Consider the following 14945-nt stretch of genomic DNA (forward strand, 5'->3'; position numbering starts at 1 on the left):
CCGCGGTTGTACCCACACGACCAGGCCGTGCAGGCTCGGGGAGATCGACAGAGGAAGGCCGTGACCATGGCTGCTGGACCGACGACCCGACGCCGCCAACTGGGCGCCGACCTCCGCCGCCTGCGCGAGCGCAGCGGCCTCACACTGGAGGAGGCGGGCGCCCGCGTCGGCATCTCCAAGGCGACGCTGAGCCGCTACGAGACCAAGGAGGGCCCGGTCAAGTGGCCGGTCGTGGACGCACTCTGCCGCCAGTACGGTGCCACCGACGAGGAACGCGAGGCGCTGGTCGGACTCGCCAAGGGTGCCAAGATCCAAGGATGGTGGCGCTCGCTCGCCGATCCCATCCCGGAGTCGATGAACCTCATGCTCACCCTTGAGGACGAGGTCGTACGCGAGGACCACTACGCGAGCGTCTACGTCCCCGGGCTCCTCCAGACCCGTGCCTACGCCGAGGCCGTACACCGCGCCTCCGAGATGCGCTGCACGGAGCAGGAGGTGAAACACATGGTCGACATCCGCATGAAGCGGCAGGAGTTGCTGAGGCGGGAAGAGCCGCCCCACATCTGGGCGGTGGTCGACGAGGCCGTGATCAGGCGGATGGTGGGCGGGCGCGACACCATGCGGGAGCAGTTGCGGCATCTACTCTCGTGCGCCGAGTCGCCTCACGTCACGGTGCAGATCCTTCCGTTCGCGGCCGGAGCACATGCGGCCGCGGTGGGGAGCTTTGTGGTACTGGGCGGTCCCAAGCCCGCGCTGGACGTGGTCTATGTGGACATCCTCGGAGGTGGCCTGTTCATGGAGAAGCCGGAGGAACTGGAGCGCTATAGGTTGGCGTTCGAATACCTGCGGGCGCAGGCGTTGGACATCTCGGCGTCGGCGGCCACCATCGAGCGAGCCTGCGAGGAGCTTTGATGCGACAGCAGTCCACAGGCGGCTGGACCGAGTGGTTCAAGTCCTCCCACAGCGGCGGCAGCGGGACCGAGTGCGTGGAGGCGGCGTACGGGCCGGGGGGTGTGGCCGTGCGGGACAGCAAGGGGGCGGGCGGGCCCGTGCTGAGGTTTCCGGCGGGGGCGTGGGAAACGTTCCTGGACGGTGTGAAGGCTCACGACGGGCGCGGGCGCGAACTCTGCTAGACAGGGCGTATGAGCCTTTACGACATCCCCCTGCGCACCCTGACCGGCGAGCCCACCACCCTCGGCGAGCACCGGGGCAAGGTGCTGCTGGTCGTCAACGTCGCGTCCAAGTGCGGGCTGACCCCGCAGTACGAGGGCCTGGAGCGGCTGCAGAAGCAGTACGCCGACCGCGGGTTCACCGTGGTCGGCGTGCCGTGCAACCAGTTCATGGGCCAGGAGCCCGGTACCGCCGAGGAGATCGGCACGTTCTGCTCGGCCACCTACGGCGTCACCTTCCCGATGCTGGAGAAGACCGACGTCAACGGGGACGGCCGGCACCCGCTCTACACCGAGCTGACGGAGCTGGCCGACGCCGAGGGGCAGGCCGGGGACGTGCAGTGGAACTTCGAGAAGTTCCTGGTCGCGGCGGACGGCACTCCCGCCGCCCGGTTCCGTCCCGCCGTCGAGCCGGAGGCGGCGGAGGTCGTCGCCGCGATCGAGGAGCGGCTGCCCGCCTGATCCGGCGGCGGGCCGTTCACGCCCGGCGGCCGGTCCGCGCGGACCGGCCGCCGGTCCCGGGGCGCGCGGGGTTCGCCCGGCTCCCCGGGTTCAGGCGCGGCGTGCGCGCGCTCCCCCAGGTGCCCAGCACCACATGCGCCAGTGCCGCCCCCGCCAGGATCCCGTCGTACGACGGGGTGTCCTCGTCCGTGGCGGGATCGGCCGCGCCCTCGGGGTCGTGGAGTACGCGCAGCACGTCGCCCTTCTCCACATACCTGTCGCAGCCGTCGCCCTGCGTCAGGTCCGGGGAGATCTCCCGGCCGAAGCGGTCCCGCAGGACGCACCGGTCGGTCTTCCCCTCCTTCCGCTCCACGACCACGGCCTGTGTCCACCGCCCCCGCTCCCGCAGGCCGTCGTCGTGCCCGGCCTGCCCGGCGGTGACGCCCAGCACGACCCCGGTGAGGACGGGGAAGGCGAGCTGCCACGCCAGTTTGCGCCGGTCCCACGGGAGGGGGCGCAGTTCGAGCACGGGTATCAGCAGGGCCGCCAGCGGGATCAGGAGGCAGGCGGTCAGCGTGGCCGGGCCCCGCAGCCACCAACTCAGCGGCGCGGCCGGGGCGAGGTAGGCCAGGGCCACCGCGGCGGTGGCGCACGCCGTGTGGAACGTGAACCACCACAGCACCCTGGTGAACCGCGCGGAGGGGCCCGCCCCGGTCGCCCCGGGCGTCTCGATCACCCCGGGCGTCCCGCCCGCGCCGTCAGCCGCTCCCGCGCCGTCCGTCCTCGCCCCCGTCACCGGCCCCGCCTCCCCCGTCGCGTCCGTCGCGGGGTCGAGGCTAGCCGCCCGTCCGAACGTCAGCGCGGCGGGCGGAAGGCGTACGGGGAGCACGCGGGTGGGGAAAGGACCGGCGGCCCTGGTGTCGGGGGGGATCACCAGGGCCGCCGGGGTGTGTGGGACCGGGGCTCGGGGCCCCGGTCGGGGCGGAGCGGAGCGGACCGCTGCCGGACGGGCCGGACGGACGGGGCCGGACGGGCCGGCCGTCGTCAGATGGACTGGCCCTTGCTCCGCAGCCAGGTCAGCGGGTCGATCGGGTCGCCGCCGCCGGGACGGACCTCCATGTGGAGGTGCGCGCCGGTGGAGTTGCCGGTGGAGCCGACGCGGCCGATGACGTCGCCGGTGGTCACCTTGCCGGTGGTGACGGTCATGGAGGACAGGTGGGCATACCAGATCTCGGTGCCGTCGTCGAGGCGGAGGATGATGCGGTAGCCGTAAGAGCCCGCCCAGCCGGCCTCGACGATCTCGCCGCTGTGCACCGCCTTGACCGGGGTGCCGGTGGGGGCGGCGAAGTCCAGGCCGGTGTGGTTGTTGGCCCACATCGAGCCGGACTGGCCGAAGGTGGAGGTGAGCTGGTACGAGGTGAGCGGGAGGGTGTAGCTGGCCGCGAGCTTGGCCAGGCGCTCGGCCTCGGCCTTGCGCGCCGCCTCCTCGGCGGCCTTGCGCTTGCGCTCGGCCTCCTCCTCGGCGGCCTGGTCGGCGGCCTCCTCGGCCGCCTTGTCCGCGGCCTGGTCGGCGGCCTCCTCCAGCGCCGCCTGGGTGGCGCCGGTCTGCTGCTGGTCGGCCTGCTGGAGGATGCGCGCCCGCAGTGCCTCGCCGGCGTCCGCCGTCACGACGGTCGTGGTGGCGTCGGAGGTGTCCAGGCCGGCCTGGGTGGCGGTGCCGCCGAAGGGGCTGGTGGTCTCCGTCTGAGGGGCGGAGTCGCCGCCGTCGCCGCCGTCGGAGACGAGGCCGCCGACGACGGGGATGCCCTCGGCCACGGCGCCGAGGTCCACGTCCGGCATGGAGATGGCGACCGGCGACTTGTCCTTGGCGGTGGCTATGCCGCCCGCGCCGACCGCGGCGATCATGCCGACGCCGAGGACCGCTCCGCTGCGGGCCATGCCGTTGCGCTGCTTGGCGACGCGGTGCCGGCCGCGGACCGGGCGGACGGAGTCCTCGGTCGGGTTCCACACCGGCTGGTCGCCGTCGCCTTCCGGACCGAACGGGGCGAAAGCGGCGGTGTGCGGGTCGTACGAGACCTCGGGGGCCGGGGTGCTGGACGCCACGGGGGCGCTCTCCTTTCCTTCCTTCTCGCCTACCGGGTTAGCTGACGGGTTCGGAGCAGGAAGGTCTCCTACGGATCCATACGGGCATGCCGTATGACTCCGATTCACCCCAATTGGTGGTTCCCCGGTTCCCTGGACGCGTCCTCGCTGTTGGCGGGGCCGCGCTTGCGGGATTCGGCGACGGCGCACGGTGCCGCCCTCTTCGGCGACAGTGACGACCGCGCTGCGTTATCGAACGTTAATAGAGGTGCGCTCCGGTTTCCAAGTCCCCTCTTTGAACATGGGGCTTTCTTGACGGAGGACCATCGGGGCATCAGCGGGCCAATTCGGGCGATTCGACCGCCGGATCGGCGCATGAGACGCACGCCACACCATCTGACGTTGCCTCAGTTGTTATGCGGAGGGGCGCACGTCGACTACGGACGGTCACCGGCGGCCGGGGGTTCCGGGGGCTCCGCAGGCTCCGGGACCTCCGGGTCGCGCATGACCGCCAGCAGGGCCATGTCGTCGCCCTGGTGCCCGCCGGTGTGCGCGCCGGCCTCCGCGAGGAGGTGGTCGAGCAGGGCCGCCGGCCCGGTGAAGCGCTGGCCGCGCAGCCCCTCCGCCAGGTCGTAGAAGACGTCCGCCGCGTTCCGCGCCTCCGTCAGGCCGTCGGTGTGGAGCAGCAGCAGGGAGCCGGGCGGGAAGGGCACCGGTTCCGTCCGCCCGTTCCCGGGGCCGACCGCCAGGTCCCCCAGTCCCAGCGGCAGCGCGTACGCCTCCGTGCCCGGCTCGGTGTCCGGCTCCAGCAGCCGCACCTCTCCCCGCCCGGTCAGCAGTACCGGCGGCGGATGGCCCCGGTTGACGATCCGCAGGCTCCCCGGGGCACCGGCCGGGACCTCGGCGAACACGGCCGTGGCGAACTCCTCCGACCGGCCCGGCCACGCCTGGCGCTGCCCTGCCTCCCGGAGCAGGGCGTGCTCGACGCGGTCCGCGACCGCCGCCAGATCCGCCTCGGCCTCGGCCGCCTCCCGGAAGGCGCCGAGGACGACGGTGACCGTGCCGACGGCCTCCGTCCCCTTGCCGCGCACGTCGGCCACCAGCAGCCGCAGCCCGTACGGAGTGCGCTGCACGCCGTACAGGTCGCCGCCGATCCGGGCGTGCGCCTGCGCGGCCTCGTAGCGGACCGCGATTCTCAGGTCGCCGACCCGGCCGGGCGGCACGGGCAGCACGGCGAGCTGGACGGCCTCGGCGACCTGATGGGCCGAGGCCGCGCTGACCTCGCTGTGGTGCAGGACCCGGCTGAGGACGAGCGCCAGCACCCCGACGGTGGCGTTGGTGACCAGCCGCACCGTGCTCTCCGTCGGGTGCAGCCCGGCGCGCACCAGCAGGGCGACGACCGCGACCGTCGATGCGGCCACCGTGACCGCCGTGCCGCCGAAGGTCCACAGGGCCGCGGCGACCAGGGACGCCGCGATGAACGGCGCGCTCAGGAAGACGTCGGCGGGGGTCAGCAGATTGACCGCCAGCCCCAGCAGGACCAGCAGCAGGGGCAGCATCCACGGCGGGCGGCCGATGACGGGGATGGCGCGGACACGGGTCCTGCCGCCGTCCGTCTCCCGCTGCCCGTCGCCCCGCATCCTTCCAATCTCCCCGACGCCCGGCGTCCCGGCGAGTCGATCAAGCGCCGGTCGGACGACCGGGCCCCGAACGGGGGAACGCGGGGGCGCGGGGGCGCCTACGCCCCGCGTGCGGCGAGCGCGCGGCGCACCCCGTACGAGGCGGCCCCGGCCGCCAGCACCGCCGCCCCCGAGACCACCGAGGCGAGCGGCAGGGCGAAGGCCAGCACCACGCACCCGGCCAGCCCCACCACCGGCACGATCCTCGGCGGGCGTCCCTCGCCGGGGCCCAGGGTCCAGGCGGAGGCGTTGGCGACGGCGTAGTAGGCCAGGACGCCGAAGGAGGAGAAGCCGATCGCGCCGCGCAGGTCCCCCGTGGCGGCCACCACCGCCACCACCGCGCCGACCGCCAGCTCGGCGCGGTGCGGCACGCCGAAGCGCGGGTGCACGGCGGCCAGCACGGACGGCAGGTGCCGGTCGCGGGCCATCGCCAGGGTGGTGCGGGAGACGCCGAGGATCAGTGCCAGCAGCGAGCCCAGCGCCGCCACCGCCGCCCCCACCCGTACCACCGGGACCAGTTCCGGTACGCCCGCCGCGCGCACCGCGTCGGCCAGCGGCGCGGTCGCCCGGCCCAGCGCGTCGCCGCCCAGCACGCCGAGCAGCGCGACCGCGACGGCGGCGTAGACGACCAGGGTGATGCCCAGCGCCACCGGGATCGCCCGGGGGATGGTGCGGGCCGGGTCGCGGACCTCCTCGCCGAGGGTGGCGATGCGCGCGTAGCCGGCGAAGGCGAAGAACAGCAGGCCCGCCGCCTGGAGCACACCACCGGGCGAGACGCCGCCGGGCGAGACGTCCCCGGGCGAGGCCTCCCTTGCCGGGGCCGACCAGAAGGCCGGCCGGGCGGCGTCCGCCTCGCCGGAGGTCAGACAGACGACCACGACGGCGGCCAGCACCGCCAGGACGACCGCCACGATCGCGCGGGTCAGCCAGGCGGTCTTCCGCACGCCCGCGTAGTTCACCGCCACCAGCGCCACCACCGCCGCGACCGCCACCGCGTGCGCCTGCCCGGGCCACACGTACAGGCCCACCGTCAGGGCCATCGCCGCGCACGAGGCGGTCTTGCCGACCACGAAGCCCCAGCCGGCCAGATGGCCCCAGAACTCCCCCAGCCGCTCGCGGCCGTAGACGTAGGTGCCCCCGGACTCCGGGTAGCGGGCGGCCAGCCGGGCCGAGGAGGTCGCGTTGCAGTACGCGACCACCGCCGCCAGCGCCAGGCCGAGCAGCAGACCGGCCCCGGCCCCGGCCGCGCGGGCCGCCGGGGCGAAGGCCGCGAAGACGCCCGCGCCGATCATCGACCCCAGGCCGATCACCACCGCGTCGCCGGTGCCCAGCCGCCGCCGCAGCCCGGGAGCCTCCCGCGCCCCCTCCGCCGTCCCGCTCATACCCGTCCCCTCCCGTGGGTGTGCCCGTGTCGGCGGCCCTGTCGGCGGCCGGCGACCGGCGCTCACCGGCCGCACCGGACGCTACCGCTACAGGGCCCGCACCCGCAGGTCGCGGGCCGCCCGCCGGGCGGGGGCGGGGAGGGGACGTACGGGTACCGGCGGCCTCAGCGGCCGGCGCGACGGCGGGACCGCTGCAGGGAGATGACGAGGACCGCGAGCACCAGGACCCCGATCCCGATGAACAGCAGGTAGAGCAGCCCCTCCACCACCGCGCCGAGCACTCCCAGCACAGCCGCGACGAGAAGCAGGAACAGGAAGAACCACATGGGTGAACGCCTCCTTCGCGCTGTTCGGACGCGCCGGTCAGCCGCGCGCCAGCCGCCGCTCGCCTCCGGCGCCCGCGCGGTAGGGGATGCCGTAGTGGCGGAAGACCGGTTCCTCCTCCTCGGCGGGGAGCACGTCATCGGTGCCGATGGACGGAGCGTCCTTCACCAGCGGTTTGTCGTACCGGACCATGAGGTAGCCCGGCCCCACGACCGCCCCGTCCAGAGGTACGAACACCAGGCGCTGACGGGTGGGCAGTCCGATCCGCACGGTGGCCATGGCGGGCTCGTCGGTCGCCGTGTCGGTGTAGACCGCCTCGAGCGGGCCGACCTTGTGCCCTCCGGCATCGACGACATCGTGGCCGCGCCACTCGCGGATGTCTGCTGGACGGATCATTCGCTCAGCTCCCTGGACGGACGGTCCGGACGGTGAGCCCGCGCCAAGCGCCCGCACGCGTGCGCGGAGCCGGCCTCCGGGGCTCGCCTCGCCGGTGAGCTCGCCGCCTCCGCCCCCGCACCGCGTCCGAGCCGCTTTCCGGGCACAGGGAGCGGGTTCCCGCCTCCGCGGGCCCCACACCTGCCGTACGGCGCCCTCCGTCGTACCGGAGTGCCCGCACGCACAACACCCCGGCCACGGCCGCGGATTCGGCCGACACGGCCGCGCCGGAGACGACAGAACCCCCGCCGACGCAGGTCGGCGGGGGTTCCGGCCCCGAGGGGCCCGGTAGGCCGTGTGGGACTCGAACCCACAACCAATGGATTAAAAGTCCACTGCTCTGCCAATTGAGCTAACGGCCCGCCCACGAAGCATAGCCCGCCCACCGGCCGCGCTTCGAAGGCATTGCGCACGGTGTCACGGCCGGTGGGCCGGCGCGGTCTACAGGTGGGGCATCTCCATGGGCATGCTCAGCATCATGAGCTGGGACTCGGTGAGCGTGCCCGAGTAGGCGCGGACCTCGTCCACGTCACCGTGCAGGTACTCGCCCCAGCCGTCGGCCGTCAGCGCACGGCCCACCTGGAGGCCGCCGGTGGCCGCCCAGGTGCGGGAGGCCGGGAGGTCCGCCTCGGCCGAGGCGTGCAGGCTGCCGTCCACGTAGAGCCGGACGGTGCCGCCGCTCGCGTCGTACACCACCGCCAGGTGCTGGCCCAGGGTGCTGCCGGTGTAGGGCTCGGCCGTGACGGTGGTGGTCCCGGCGTCCGCGCGGTCCGCGTGGGAGACGGACAGCTCCCACCGGTGGACGTCGGCGCGGTAGCGGACGACGAGGGCGTTGGTGTGCTCGCCGGGCAGGGACAGCACGGCCATGTCGCGGGACGGCTCCAGCTCGGCGACGCGTACCTGGGCGGCCAGGGTGAAGCCGTCGTCCGTGGCGACGGGCGGCGCCGCGGTGGCCGCGTGGTCGCCGTCGCCGTCGAGCCGCAGGTGTCCGGTGCCGACCAGGGGCTGCTCGGCGTCGCAGAAGATGTCGGTGTCCGTACTGCACTCCGGCACGAAGACCTCGGCGTCGCCCCCCAGGGTCAGCCCCTGGCCGCCGTCGTACTCGGGACTGGTGCCGTCCGGTGCCTCGTTGAGCTGCCAGTAGCCGGTGCGCTCGGCCCCGCGCTTCGCCAGCTCCGTCAGCTCGCCGGCGGCGGCGATCCGGTCCCACGCCCGGACGTCGGCGAGTTCGCCGTGCCAGTGGCCGCCCGCCTCACCGTCCCGGTGGGCACGGCCGATCTGCAGCACCCCCGTGGCCGTGGCGTCGGCGGCAGGCTCGGCGGTGGCCACGGCGCGGCCGTTCACGTACAGCCGGGCCTTCTCCGCCACCGGGTCGTACACACCGGCGAGGTGGGTCCACTGCCCGGCCGCCGGGTGGCCGCCCCGGACCTTCAGGGGGCCTGCTCCGGTCGGCAGTTCGAGGATCCACGCCGGGCCCGTGCCGTCCGCGCCGCCGTCCGCGTCGAGGCCGAGGGTGAAGGGGCCGCCCGAGGTGCCGTCCTGACCGACCGCCGTCATGTCGCGGTCCACGCTCCGGGGGCGCACCCAGAGCCCCGTGGAGAACACCCGGGTGGTGTCCACCGCGGTGGCGCCGGGCGCGAGATAGGCGTTCCCGGTGCCGTCGAGGGCGGCCGCCGAGGCGATGGAGGTGCCGGAGGGGCCGGCCGCGCCGAACTCCACTCCACCGCCGGCCGCGGCCGGATGCCGGCCGGACTCGTCCGCGGCCTCGCCGGAGCCGGCCGGGTCCACCAGCTTCCAGTGGGACACGGGGGCTCGGCCGTCACCGACGCGGAAGTCGTGCCGGGCGGGGAGGCTCGTGTTGCCCGCCCGATCCACGGCCTGAGCCTCGATCCAGTGGGGCCCGCTCCTCGTGGGCAGCCACCGGACCGTCACCGGCTCGCCGGAGTCCGGCACCGGAACGGTCCGGAGCGGGGCCCCGTCGAAGGAGTACTGGTAGGCCACCGTGTCGTCGTCGGCCGCCTCGAGGACGAAGGACCCGTAGTCGCCCACACCCTCGCGCCAGACGTAGTCGTCGGGGTAGTCGGTGGAGGAGACCGCCGGAGCGGCGGGGGCCTCGTCGTCGTGGACGAACTCGCAGCGGTGCTGCCCGCCGGAGGAGCTCCACGGCCCCCACTCCGTGCCGTCGTGCGCCCGTACCCGCCAGGAGATCACCGTGTGGGCGGGGATGTCCGAAGGAGCGGACACGGTGAAGGGGAAACCGCTCGCCTTCCGCGGGGTGGGGCCCAGTGTGCGCCGCTGCCGCTCGCCGTCGGCGTCCTTCCACTCGATCTCGAACTCCCCCACGACCTGCGCGGCGACCCCCGGCGCGGCGTCGGGGTCGCGGAGCACGGCCCGGAGTTGGGGACGCGTCCCGAGGTACGGGCGGTCCTCCCCGGCGGCGCACTCGGCGTTCCCGGTGGACAGCTCGGAGACGAGCGGCCGGGACGGCGGGTTGTTCTCCGCCGCGGCGGCCACCGTCGGCAGGCCGGTCACGGCCAGGGAGGCGGTCGCCGCCACGGCCGCGAACCGGACCGGCCGGGACCGGTGGCCGGCTCTTCGGTGCTTTCGCACGTTCTGATCATCCTTCGAGGTCGTCGGGGACATCGGCCCTCCGCGCGTCCCGCACGCGGCTGAGGCGGACGGGAGGCAGGCGGGAACAGACGGAAGCGGGACAGAGGGGGAAGGACTCCGTGCGGCCGCGCCGTACAAGCCTCCGGGAGGCTACCAACGGGCGGTGACAGCGGCACCGCGATATTCACCGCCCGTACGGCCCGGACACGCCGAAGGGCCCGGCCCGGAGCGATGCTCCGGGCCGGGCCCTCAACCGGTCTGTCCGGCTCAGCCGTTGCGCTTCCAGCGCGGCTTGTCCGCACGGCGGTCGAACGAGCGGCCGCCGCCGCGGTGGTCACCGCCCTGGTGCCCGCCACCCTGGTAGCCACCGCCCTGGTAGCCGCCGCCGCGGTGGTCGTCACGGCGGCCGTACGGGCGGCGGTCGTCACGGTCGCGGTCGCGGTTGAAGGGACGGCGGTCGTCGCGGTCCCGGTTGAACGGGCGGTCGCCGCCGCCGCGGTGGCCGAACTCGCGCCGGTCGTTGTCGCGGCGGAAGCCGCCCCGGTCGTCACGGCGGTCGCGGTTGAACGGACGGCGCTCCCCGCGCTCACCACGGTCGCCGCGGTCGTCGCGCCGGTCGCGGTTGTAGGGACGCCGGTCGCCGCGGTCGTCACGGTCGCCACGCCGGTCGTCACGGTCGCGGCCGTACGGGCGGCGGTCGTCGCGGTCCCGGTCACGGCGGAAGTTGCCCCGGTCGTCGCGGCGCTCGTACGACCGCTCCTCGCGTGCCCGGCGCGCGTCGGCCTCGGCCTTCGCCTCCGCCGCGTCCGCCTCGGCGGTGAACTCGGCCACCGCCGCCTCGGTCGCCTCGGCGACCGCGGCCACGGCCGCCCCCGGGTCGTCGCCCCGCTCACGGGCGGCGCGCGCCGACAGCTTGTCGGCCTCCTCGCGCAGCTCGGCGGCGCGGCGCTGGGCGCGCTCCAGCTGCCGAGTGACCTCGGCCACCTCGCGTTCGGCCTGCTTGGCGGCGTTCAGCGCCGACTCGGCCTGCACCTCGGTCAGCGACCGGGCGCCGGTGATCTCCACCACGTCGTCGTCGAAGGCGTCGCCGCGGCCGATGACGTGGCGCGAGGCGTCCACGCCCGCGTCCTCCATCAGCCGGAAGATCTGCCGCCGCTGGTGCGGCAGCGCCAGCGAGACGACCGTGCCGGAGCGGCCCGCGCGGGCGGTGCGGCCGGAGCGGTGCAGGTAGTCCTTGTGGTCGCCGGCCGGGTCCACGTTGAGCACCAGGTCGATGTCGTCGACGTGGATGCCGCGCGCGGCGACGTCGGTGGCGACCAGCACGTTGACGCGGCCGTCCTTGAAGTCGGCCAGCGTCCGGGTGCGCAGGCCCTGCGTCATGCCGCCGTGCAGCGCGTCCGCCCGTACGCCCGCCTCGCGCAGCTGCTCGGCCACGCGGTCGGCGCCGAGCTGGGTGCGGACGAAGACGATGGTGCGGCCCTTGCGCGCGGCGATGGCGGCGGTGACCGGCGCCTTGTCGCGCGGCTTCACGATCAGCACGTGGTGGCTCATCGTCGTGACCGCGCCCTGGGCGGCGTCCACCTCGTGGTGGACGGGGTCGACGAGGTAGCGGCGCACCAGGGTGTCGATCTCGTTCTCCAGCGTGGCGGAGAACAGCATCCGCTGGCCGCCGGCCGGCACCAGGTCGAGCAGCTCGGTGACCTCGGGCAGGAAGCCCAGGTCGGCCATCTGGTCGGCCTCGTCCAGGATCGCGGTCTCCACGTCGTCCAGCGAGCAGGAGCCGCGGTTGATCAGGTCGCGCAGCCGGCCCGGGGTGGCGACGAGGATGTCGACGCCGCGCTCCAGGGCGGAGATCTGGTTGCCCATCGAGGTGCCGCCGCAGACGACCTTCAGCTTCAGGCCGAGGACATCGCCGTACGGCTGGAGCGCGTCGCTGACCTGCATGGCCAGCTCACGGGTGGGGGTGAGGATGACGCCGCGGGGGCGCTTGCGCTCGGTGCGGCCGCCGGCCAGGCGGGCCAGCAGCGGCAGGCCGAAGCTGAGCGTCTTGCCGGAGCCGGTGCGGCCGCGGCCGAGGACGTCCTTGCCCTCCAGCGCGTCCGGGATGGTCGCGACCTGGATCGGGAACGGGACGGTGACGCCGTTGTGCGCGAGCTTGCGGACGATCTCGCCGGGCAGGCCGAGGTCGGCGAACGTGGTCGTCGGCTCGTCCTCGGGCAGGACGACGTCAGGGGTGGTCACAGACATGCGGAAACAAACCTCTCGGAAGTCACATGGCACGCGCCCGCAACTCCGTGTTTTCGCATAAGACCGCCTCGATGCGGTCAGCCACGGCTCAGGTGAGGAACGCGCCACACGGCGCGCTACTGATTCACGGCGCCGGGCAAATGGGAGCAAACGATCTGCCACCATACGACCTCCCCTCCCCGAGCGCAAATCTCTTGTCAGCGCTGCCGATGGGGCGGGAGGAACGGCGGTGGCGACCGCCTGCGGGGAAGTCTACCCGTCCGCGGAGCCGGAGCGTTCGCCCGAGTGGTGCGGGCCGCCGGTTCCGTGGACGTCGTACGGGAAGTGAACGACGGACGGCCCCCCGTTCATTCCGTACCGCGCCGCCAGTCCGGAAAGCCCTTCGGCGCCGGCCTCCGCCCCCTCGCCGGGGCCGTCCTGCCCGCCACCGCCCCCGCTGTCACCGTCGCCGTCACCGTCGCCGCCCCCTCCGCCGGCTCCGCCGCTCCCCTGCGACGGGGTGGGCTCGGCGGGCGGGGTCGTGGGGTTCGCGGGCGGTGGCGCGGCGGTGCGCGAGGGGGTGGGCGAGGCGGTCGTACGTCCTCCGCCCGTGCCCGAACTCCCGGACGGAGAAGGCTTCTTCGGCCGCGGAGCACCCGCCGGAGGGGTGGCGGAGGACCGCGGGGGCGAGGAGGACGGCGAACCGGACGGCCGCTTCGAGGACCCGTCCTCGCCGCCCCGGTCCTTCCGTCCGCCCTGCCCTCCGTGGTCCGCGCCCCGCTCCCCGCCTCCGCCGCGCGGGGCGACCCCGCCGCCCGTCCGCGGATCGCCGGCGTCCCTGGAGACCCGGTGCCCGGCCGGCTGCCGGCCGCCGCCCTCCCCCTCGCCTCCGGAGGAGCCGACCGTCATGCAGCCGCTGAGGGTGGCCAGCAGCAGGGCGCCGGCGGCCGTACGGACACTCGCGCGGGCGTCCGTACGAGCGGACCGGCGGGCGGGCTCGGGGGCGTGCCCGCGGCGGGCGGGCTCGCGGACGGGTTCGGGGACGGGCTCGCGGGCGGGTTCGCGGTGGGCGGGACTGGACGGGCGCACGGGCGGCACCTCCGGGAGGCGGGAGACTGTGAGGCGGGCTCCCCCTGCCCAACTCCCGTCAGCCCGCCAGGTAACGCGTCAGCTCCAGACCCGCCCACACCGCCCCCAGGGCGACCGGCGGCGTGACGGCCGCGTTCGCCAGCGCCGCCCGCCCGTGGCCGCGTTCGGCCAGCCGCAGCGTCTCGTAGGAGAAGGTGGAGTACGTCGTCAGCGCGCCGCACAGCCCCGTGCCGAGCAGCGCGGCGGCCCCCGGCCCCGCCGCGCCCGCCTCGACGGCACCGGTCACCAGGCCCAGCAGCAGGCTGCCGGCGGCGTTGACGGCGAGGGTGCCCCAGGGGAAGAGCGACTCGTACCGCGACTGCACCGCGCGGTCCGCCGTGTACCGCAGGCACGCGCCCGCCGCGCCGCCGAGCGCCACCAGGAGCCAGCTCACCGTGCCACTCACCGCGCCACCGCCGCCCGGGTGGTGGCGGCGCGGGTAGCGGCGGTGGCCGCCCACACGGCGCAGAGGGCGGCGGCCACAGTGGCGCCCAGGTACAGCAGCGCGGTGCCCGCGGCGCCCTCCTCCAGCAGCCGTACGGCATCCAGCGCGTACACGGAGAAGGTGGTGAAGCCGCCCAGCACACCCGTGCCCAGGAAGGGCCGCGCCAGCGGGTGACGCGCCCACGCCCCGCCGGACCTCTTCCCGCCGTGCTCCTCCAGCAGCGTCATCAGCACGCCGATCAGCGCGCACCCGGCGGCGTTGACCGCGAGGACGGCCCAGGGGAAGCCGCCGGGCGCGGCGGGCCAGGGCAGGGTGAGGGCGTACCGGGCGCAGGCGCCGAGCGCGCCGCCCGCCGCGACGGCGGCGAGGACGACCACCGCGTGCGCCCCGGCGGTCTCGGCGCGCTGGGCGGGTACGTGCAGATCGACGTCGGGGTCGATCACCCCGTCCTCCGGGCCCCCGTCCTCCCCGGAACCCTTCACAGTCCCCTCCCCGGCCCTTCCCGGAAGCCTCCGCTCACGCGTATCCAAGGTCGTGCAGCCGCTCGTCGTCGATGCCGAAGTGGTGGGCGATCTCGTGCACCACGGTGATCTCCACCTCCTCGACGACCATCTGCCGGTCGCCGCCCTCGCGCTCGCACATCCGCAGGATGGGCCCGCGGTAGACGGTGATGCGGTCCGGCAGGACGCCCGCGTACCACTCGCCGCGCTCGGTCAGCGGCGTGCCCTCGTAGAGCCCGAGCAGTTCGGGATCCTCGGCGGGCGGCTCGTCCTCCACGAACACCGCCACGTTGTCCATGAGCCGCGTCAGCTCCGGCGGGATCCGGTCGAGCGCCTCGGCCACCAGTTCCTCGAACTCCTCGCGCGTCATCTCCAGCACGCGCCCATTGTCCGTCACGGCACGCGGAGGGCGCACGGGCGGCGCACGGAGCGGCGCGCGGCGGACGGCGGCGGAACGGCGTACCGGGCGGCCGCCGCACAGACGCCGCGCGTGCGCCGCATAGTCGCCACCCGGACGGGCATAT

At 74.8% G+C, this 14945-nt stretch carries 15 protein-coding genes, 1 tRNA gene and 1 riboswitch; of the genes, 3 read left to right on the forward strand and 13 right to left on the reverse strand.

What is annotated here, in order from left to right:
- Nucleotides 1-66 precede the first annotated feature (66 nt).
- The 3 genes from BM237_RS26340 to BM237_RS26350 are packed head-to-tail and all read left to right on the forward strand — an operon-like array spanning nucleotide 67 to nucleotide 1631.
- Nucleotides 67-912: a helix-turn-helix domain-containing protein gene (locus BM237_RS26340; RefSeq protein ID WP_093852274.1), complete on the forward strand. Its 846-nt coding sequence runs from the start codon at nucleotides 67-69 to the stop codon at nucleotides 910-912.
- Nucleotides 912-1133 (forward strand): DUF397 domain-containing protein, encoded by a 222-nt coding sequence (locus tag BM237_RS26345; protein ID WP_093852245.1) that lies wholly within the window; start codon nucleotides 912-914, stop codon nucleotides 1131-1133. The genes BM237_RS26340 and BM237_RS26345 overlap by 1 nt, the downstream gene beginning before the upstream one ends.
- A 9-nt stretch (nucleotides 1134-1142) precedes the next feature.
- Complete coding sequence (locus BM237_RS26350; protein ID WP_093852246.1) at nucleotides 1143-1631, forward strand: glutathione peroxidase; 489 nt, start codon at nucleotides 1143-1145, stop codon at nucleotides 1629-1631.
- 16 nt (nucleotides 1632-1647) lie between these two features.
- Here the strand turns inward: BM237_RS26350 and BM237_RS26355 are convergent, their stop codons facing one another.
- The 13 genes from BM237_RS26355 to BM237_RS26410 all read right to left on the reverse strand — a co-directional run bounded on the left by BM237_RS26355 (nucleotide 1648) and on the right by BM237_RS26410 (nucleotide 14800).
- Nucleotides 1648-2406, reverse strand: a complete 759-nt coding sequence (locus tag BM237_RS26355; RefSeq protein WP_175541142.1) for a hypothetical protein — start codon at nucleotides 2404-2406, stop codon at nucleotides 1648-1650.
- 248 nt (nucleotides 2407-2654) lie between these two features.
- On the reverse strand, nucleotides 2655-3713 hold the full coding sequence (locus tag BM237_RS26360; protein WP_093852247.1) for a M23 family metallopeptidase: 1059 nt from the start codon (nucleotides 3711-3713) through the stop codon (nucleotides 2655-2657).
- A gap of 11 nt (nucleotides 3714-3724) precedes the next feature.
- A riboswitch (cyclic di-AMP (ydaO/yuaA leader) is annotated at nucleotides 3725-3903 on the reverse strand.
- Between the two features lie 226 nt (nucleotides 3904-4129).
- Complete coding sequence (locus BM237_RS26365) at nucleotides 4130-5332, reverse strand: PP2C family protein-serine/threonine phosphatase (protein ID WP_245794058.1); 1203 nt, start codon at nucleotides 5330-5332, stop codon at nucleotides 4130-4132.
- 98 nt (nucleotides 5333-5430) lie between these two features.
- Nucleotides 5431-6753, reverse strand: a complete 1323-nt coding sequence (locus BM237_RS26370) for an APC family permease (RefSeq protein WP_093852248.1) — start codon at nucleotides 6751-6753, stop codon at nucleotides 5431-5433.
- Between the two features lie 164 nt (nucleotides 6754-6917).
- Complete coding sequence (locus BM237_RS29455; protein WP_165869361.1) at nucleotides 6918-7079, reverse strand: hypothetical protein; 162 nt, start codon at nucleotides 7077-7079, stop codon at nucleotides 6918-6920.
- Between the two features lie 37 nt (nucleotides 7080-7116).
- Nucleotides 7117-7473: a PRC-barrel domain-containing protein gene (locus tag BM237_RS26375; RefSeq protein ID WP_093852249.1), complete on the reverse strand. Its 357-nt coding sequence runs from the start codon at nucleotides 7471-7473 to the stop codon at nucleotides 7117-7119.
- 328 nt (nucleotides 7474-7801) lie between these two features.
- Nucleotides 7802-7874 (reverse strand) — tRNA-Lys (locus tag BM237_RS26380).
- 79 nt (nucleotides 7875-7953) lie between these two features.
- A complete protein-coding gene (locus BM237_RS26385; RefSeq protein WP_175541143.1) occupies nucleotides 7954-10122 on the reverse strand; it encodes a LamG domain-containing protein in 2169 nt (722 codons plus the stop codon).
- 267 nt (nucleotides 10123-10389) lie between these two features.
- The gene (locus tag BM237_RS26390; protein ID WP_093852251.1) at nucleotides 10390-12369 is read right to left on the reverse strand and encodes a DEAD/DEAH box helicase; all 1980 of its coding nucleotides are present in this window, start codon (nucleotides 12367-12369) and stop codon (nucleotides 10390-10392) included.
- Nucleotides 12370-12621: 252 nt separating this feature from the next.
- A complete protein-coding gene (locus BM237_RS26395) occupies nucleotides 12622-13437 on the reverse strand; it encodes a hypothetical protein (protein WP_093852252.1) in 816 nt (271 codons plus the stop codon).
- Nucleotides 13438-13495: 58 nt separating this feature from the next.
- Nucleotides 13496-13870, reverse strand: coding sequence for a fluoride efflux transporter CrcB (gene crcB, locus BM237_RS26400; protein WP_093852276.1), 375 nt, complete (start codon nucleotides 13868-13870; stop codon nucleotides 13496-13498).
- An 8-nt stretch (nucleotides 13871-13878) separates the two neighbouring features.
- Nucleotides 13879-14403: a FluC/FEX family fluoride channel gene (locus BM237_RS26405; RefSeq protein ID WP_175541144.1), complete on the reverse strand. Its 525-nt coding sequence runs from the start codon at nucleotides 14401-14403 to the stop codon at nucleotides 13879-13881.
- Between the two features lie 34 nt (nucleotides 14404-14437).
- Nucleotides 14438-14800: a metallopeptidase family protein gene (locus BM237_RS26410; protein WP_217655934.1), complete on the reverse strand. Its 363-nt coding sequence runs from the start codon at nucleotides 14798-14800 to the stop codon at nucleotides 14438-14440.
- Between the last annotated feature and the right edge of the window lie 145 nt (nucleotides 14801-14945).

The organism is Streptomyces mangrovi (genome assembly GCF_900114215.1).
Taxonomy (GTDB): domain Bacteria; phylum Actinomycetota; class Actinomycetes; order Streptomycetales; family Streptomycetaceae; genus Streptomyces; species Streptomyces barkulensis.

Excerpts from the sequence above, each read along its gene's own strand:
- BM237_RS26345 (WP_093852245.1), top strand. The coding sequence starts at position 912 with ATGCGACAGCAGTCCACAGGCGGCTGGACCGAGTGGTTCAAGTCCTCC.
- BM237_RS26350 (WP_093852246.1), top strand. The coding sequence starts at position 1,143 with ATGAGCCTTTACGACATCCCCCTGCGCACCCTGACCGGCGAGCCCACC.
- BM237_RS29455 (WP_165869361.1), bottom strand. The coding sequence starts at position 7,079 with ATGTGGTTCTTCCTGTTCCTGCTTCTCGTCGCGGCTGTGCTGGGAGTG.
- BM237_RS26340 (WP_093852274.1), top strand. The coding sequence starts at position 67 with ATGGCTGCTGGACCGACGACCCGACGCCGCCAACTGGGCGCCGACCTC.
- BM237_RS26375 (WP_093852249.1), bottom strand. The coding sequence starts at position 7,473 with ATGATCCGTCCAGCAGACATCCGCGAGTGGCGCGGCCACGATGTCGTC.
- BM237_RS26365 (WP_245794058.1), bottom strand. The coding sequence starts at position 5,332 with ATGCGGGGCGACGGGCAGCGGGAGACGGACGGCGGCAGGACCCGTGTC.
- BM237_RS26370 (WP_093852248.1), bottom strand. The coding sequence starts at position 6,753 with ATGAGCGGGACGGCGGAGGGGGCGCGGGAGGCTCCCGGGCTGCGGCGG.
- BM237_RS26390 (WP_093852251.1), bottom strand. The coding sequence starts at position 12,369 with ATGTCTGTGACCACCCCTGACGTCGTCCTGCCCGAGGACGAGCCGACG.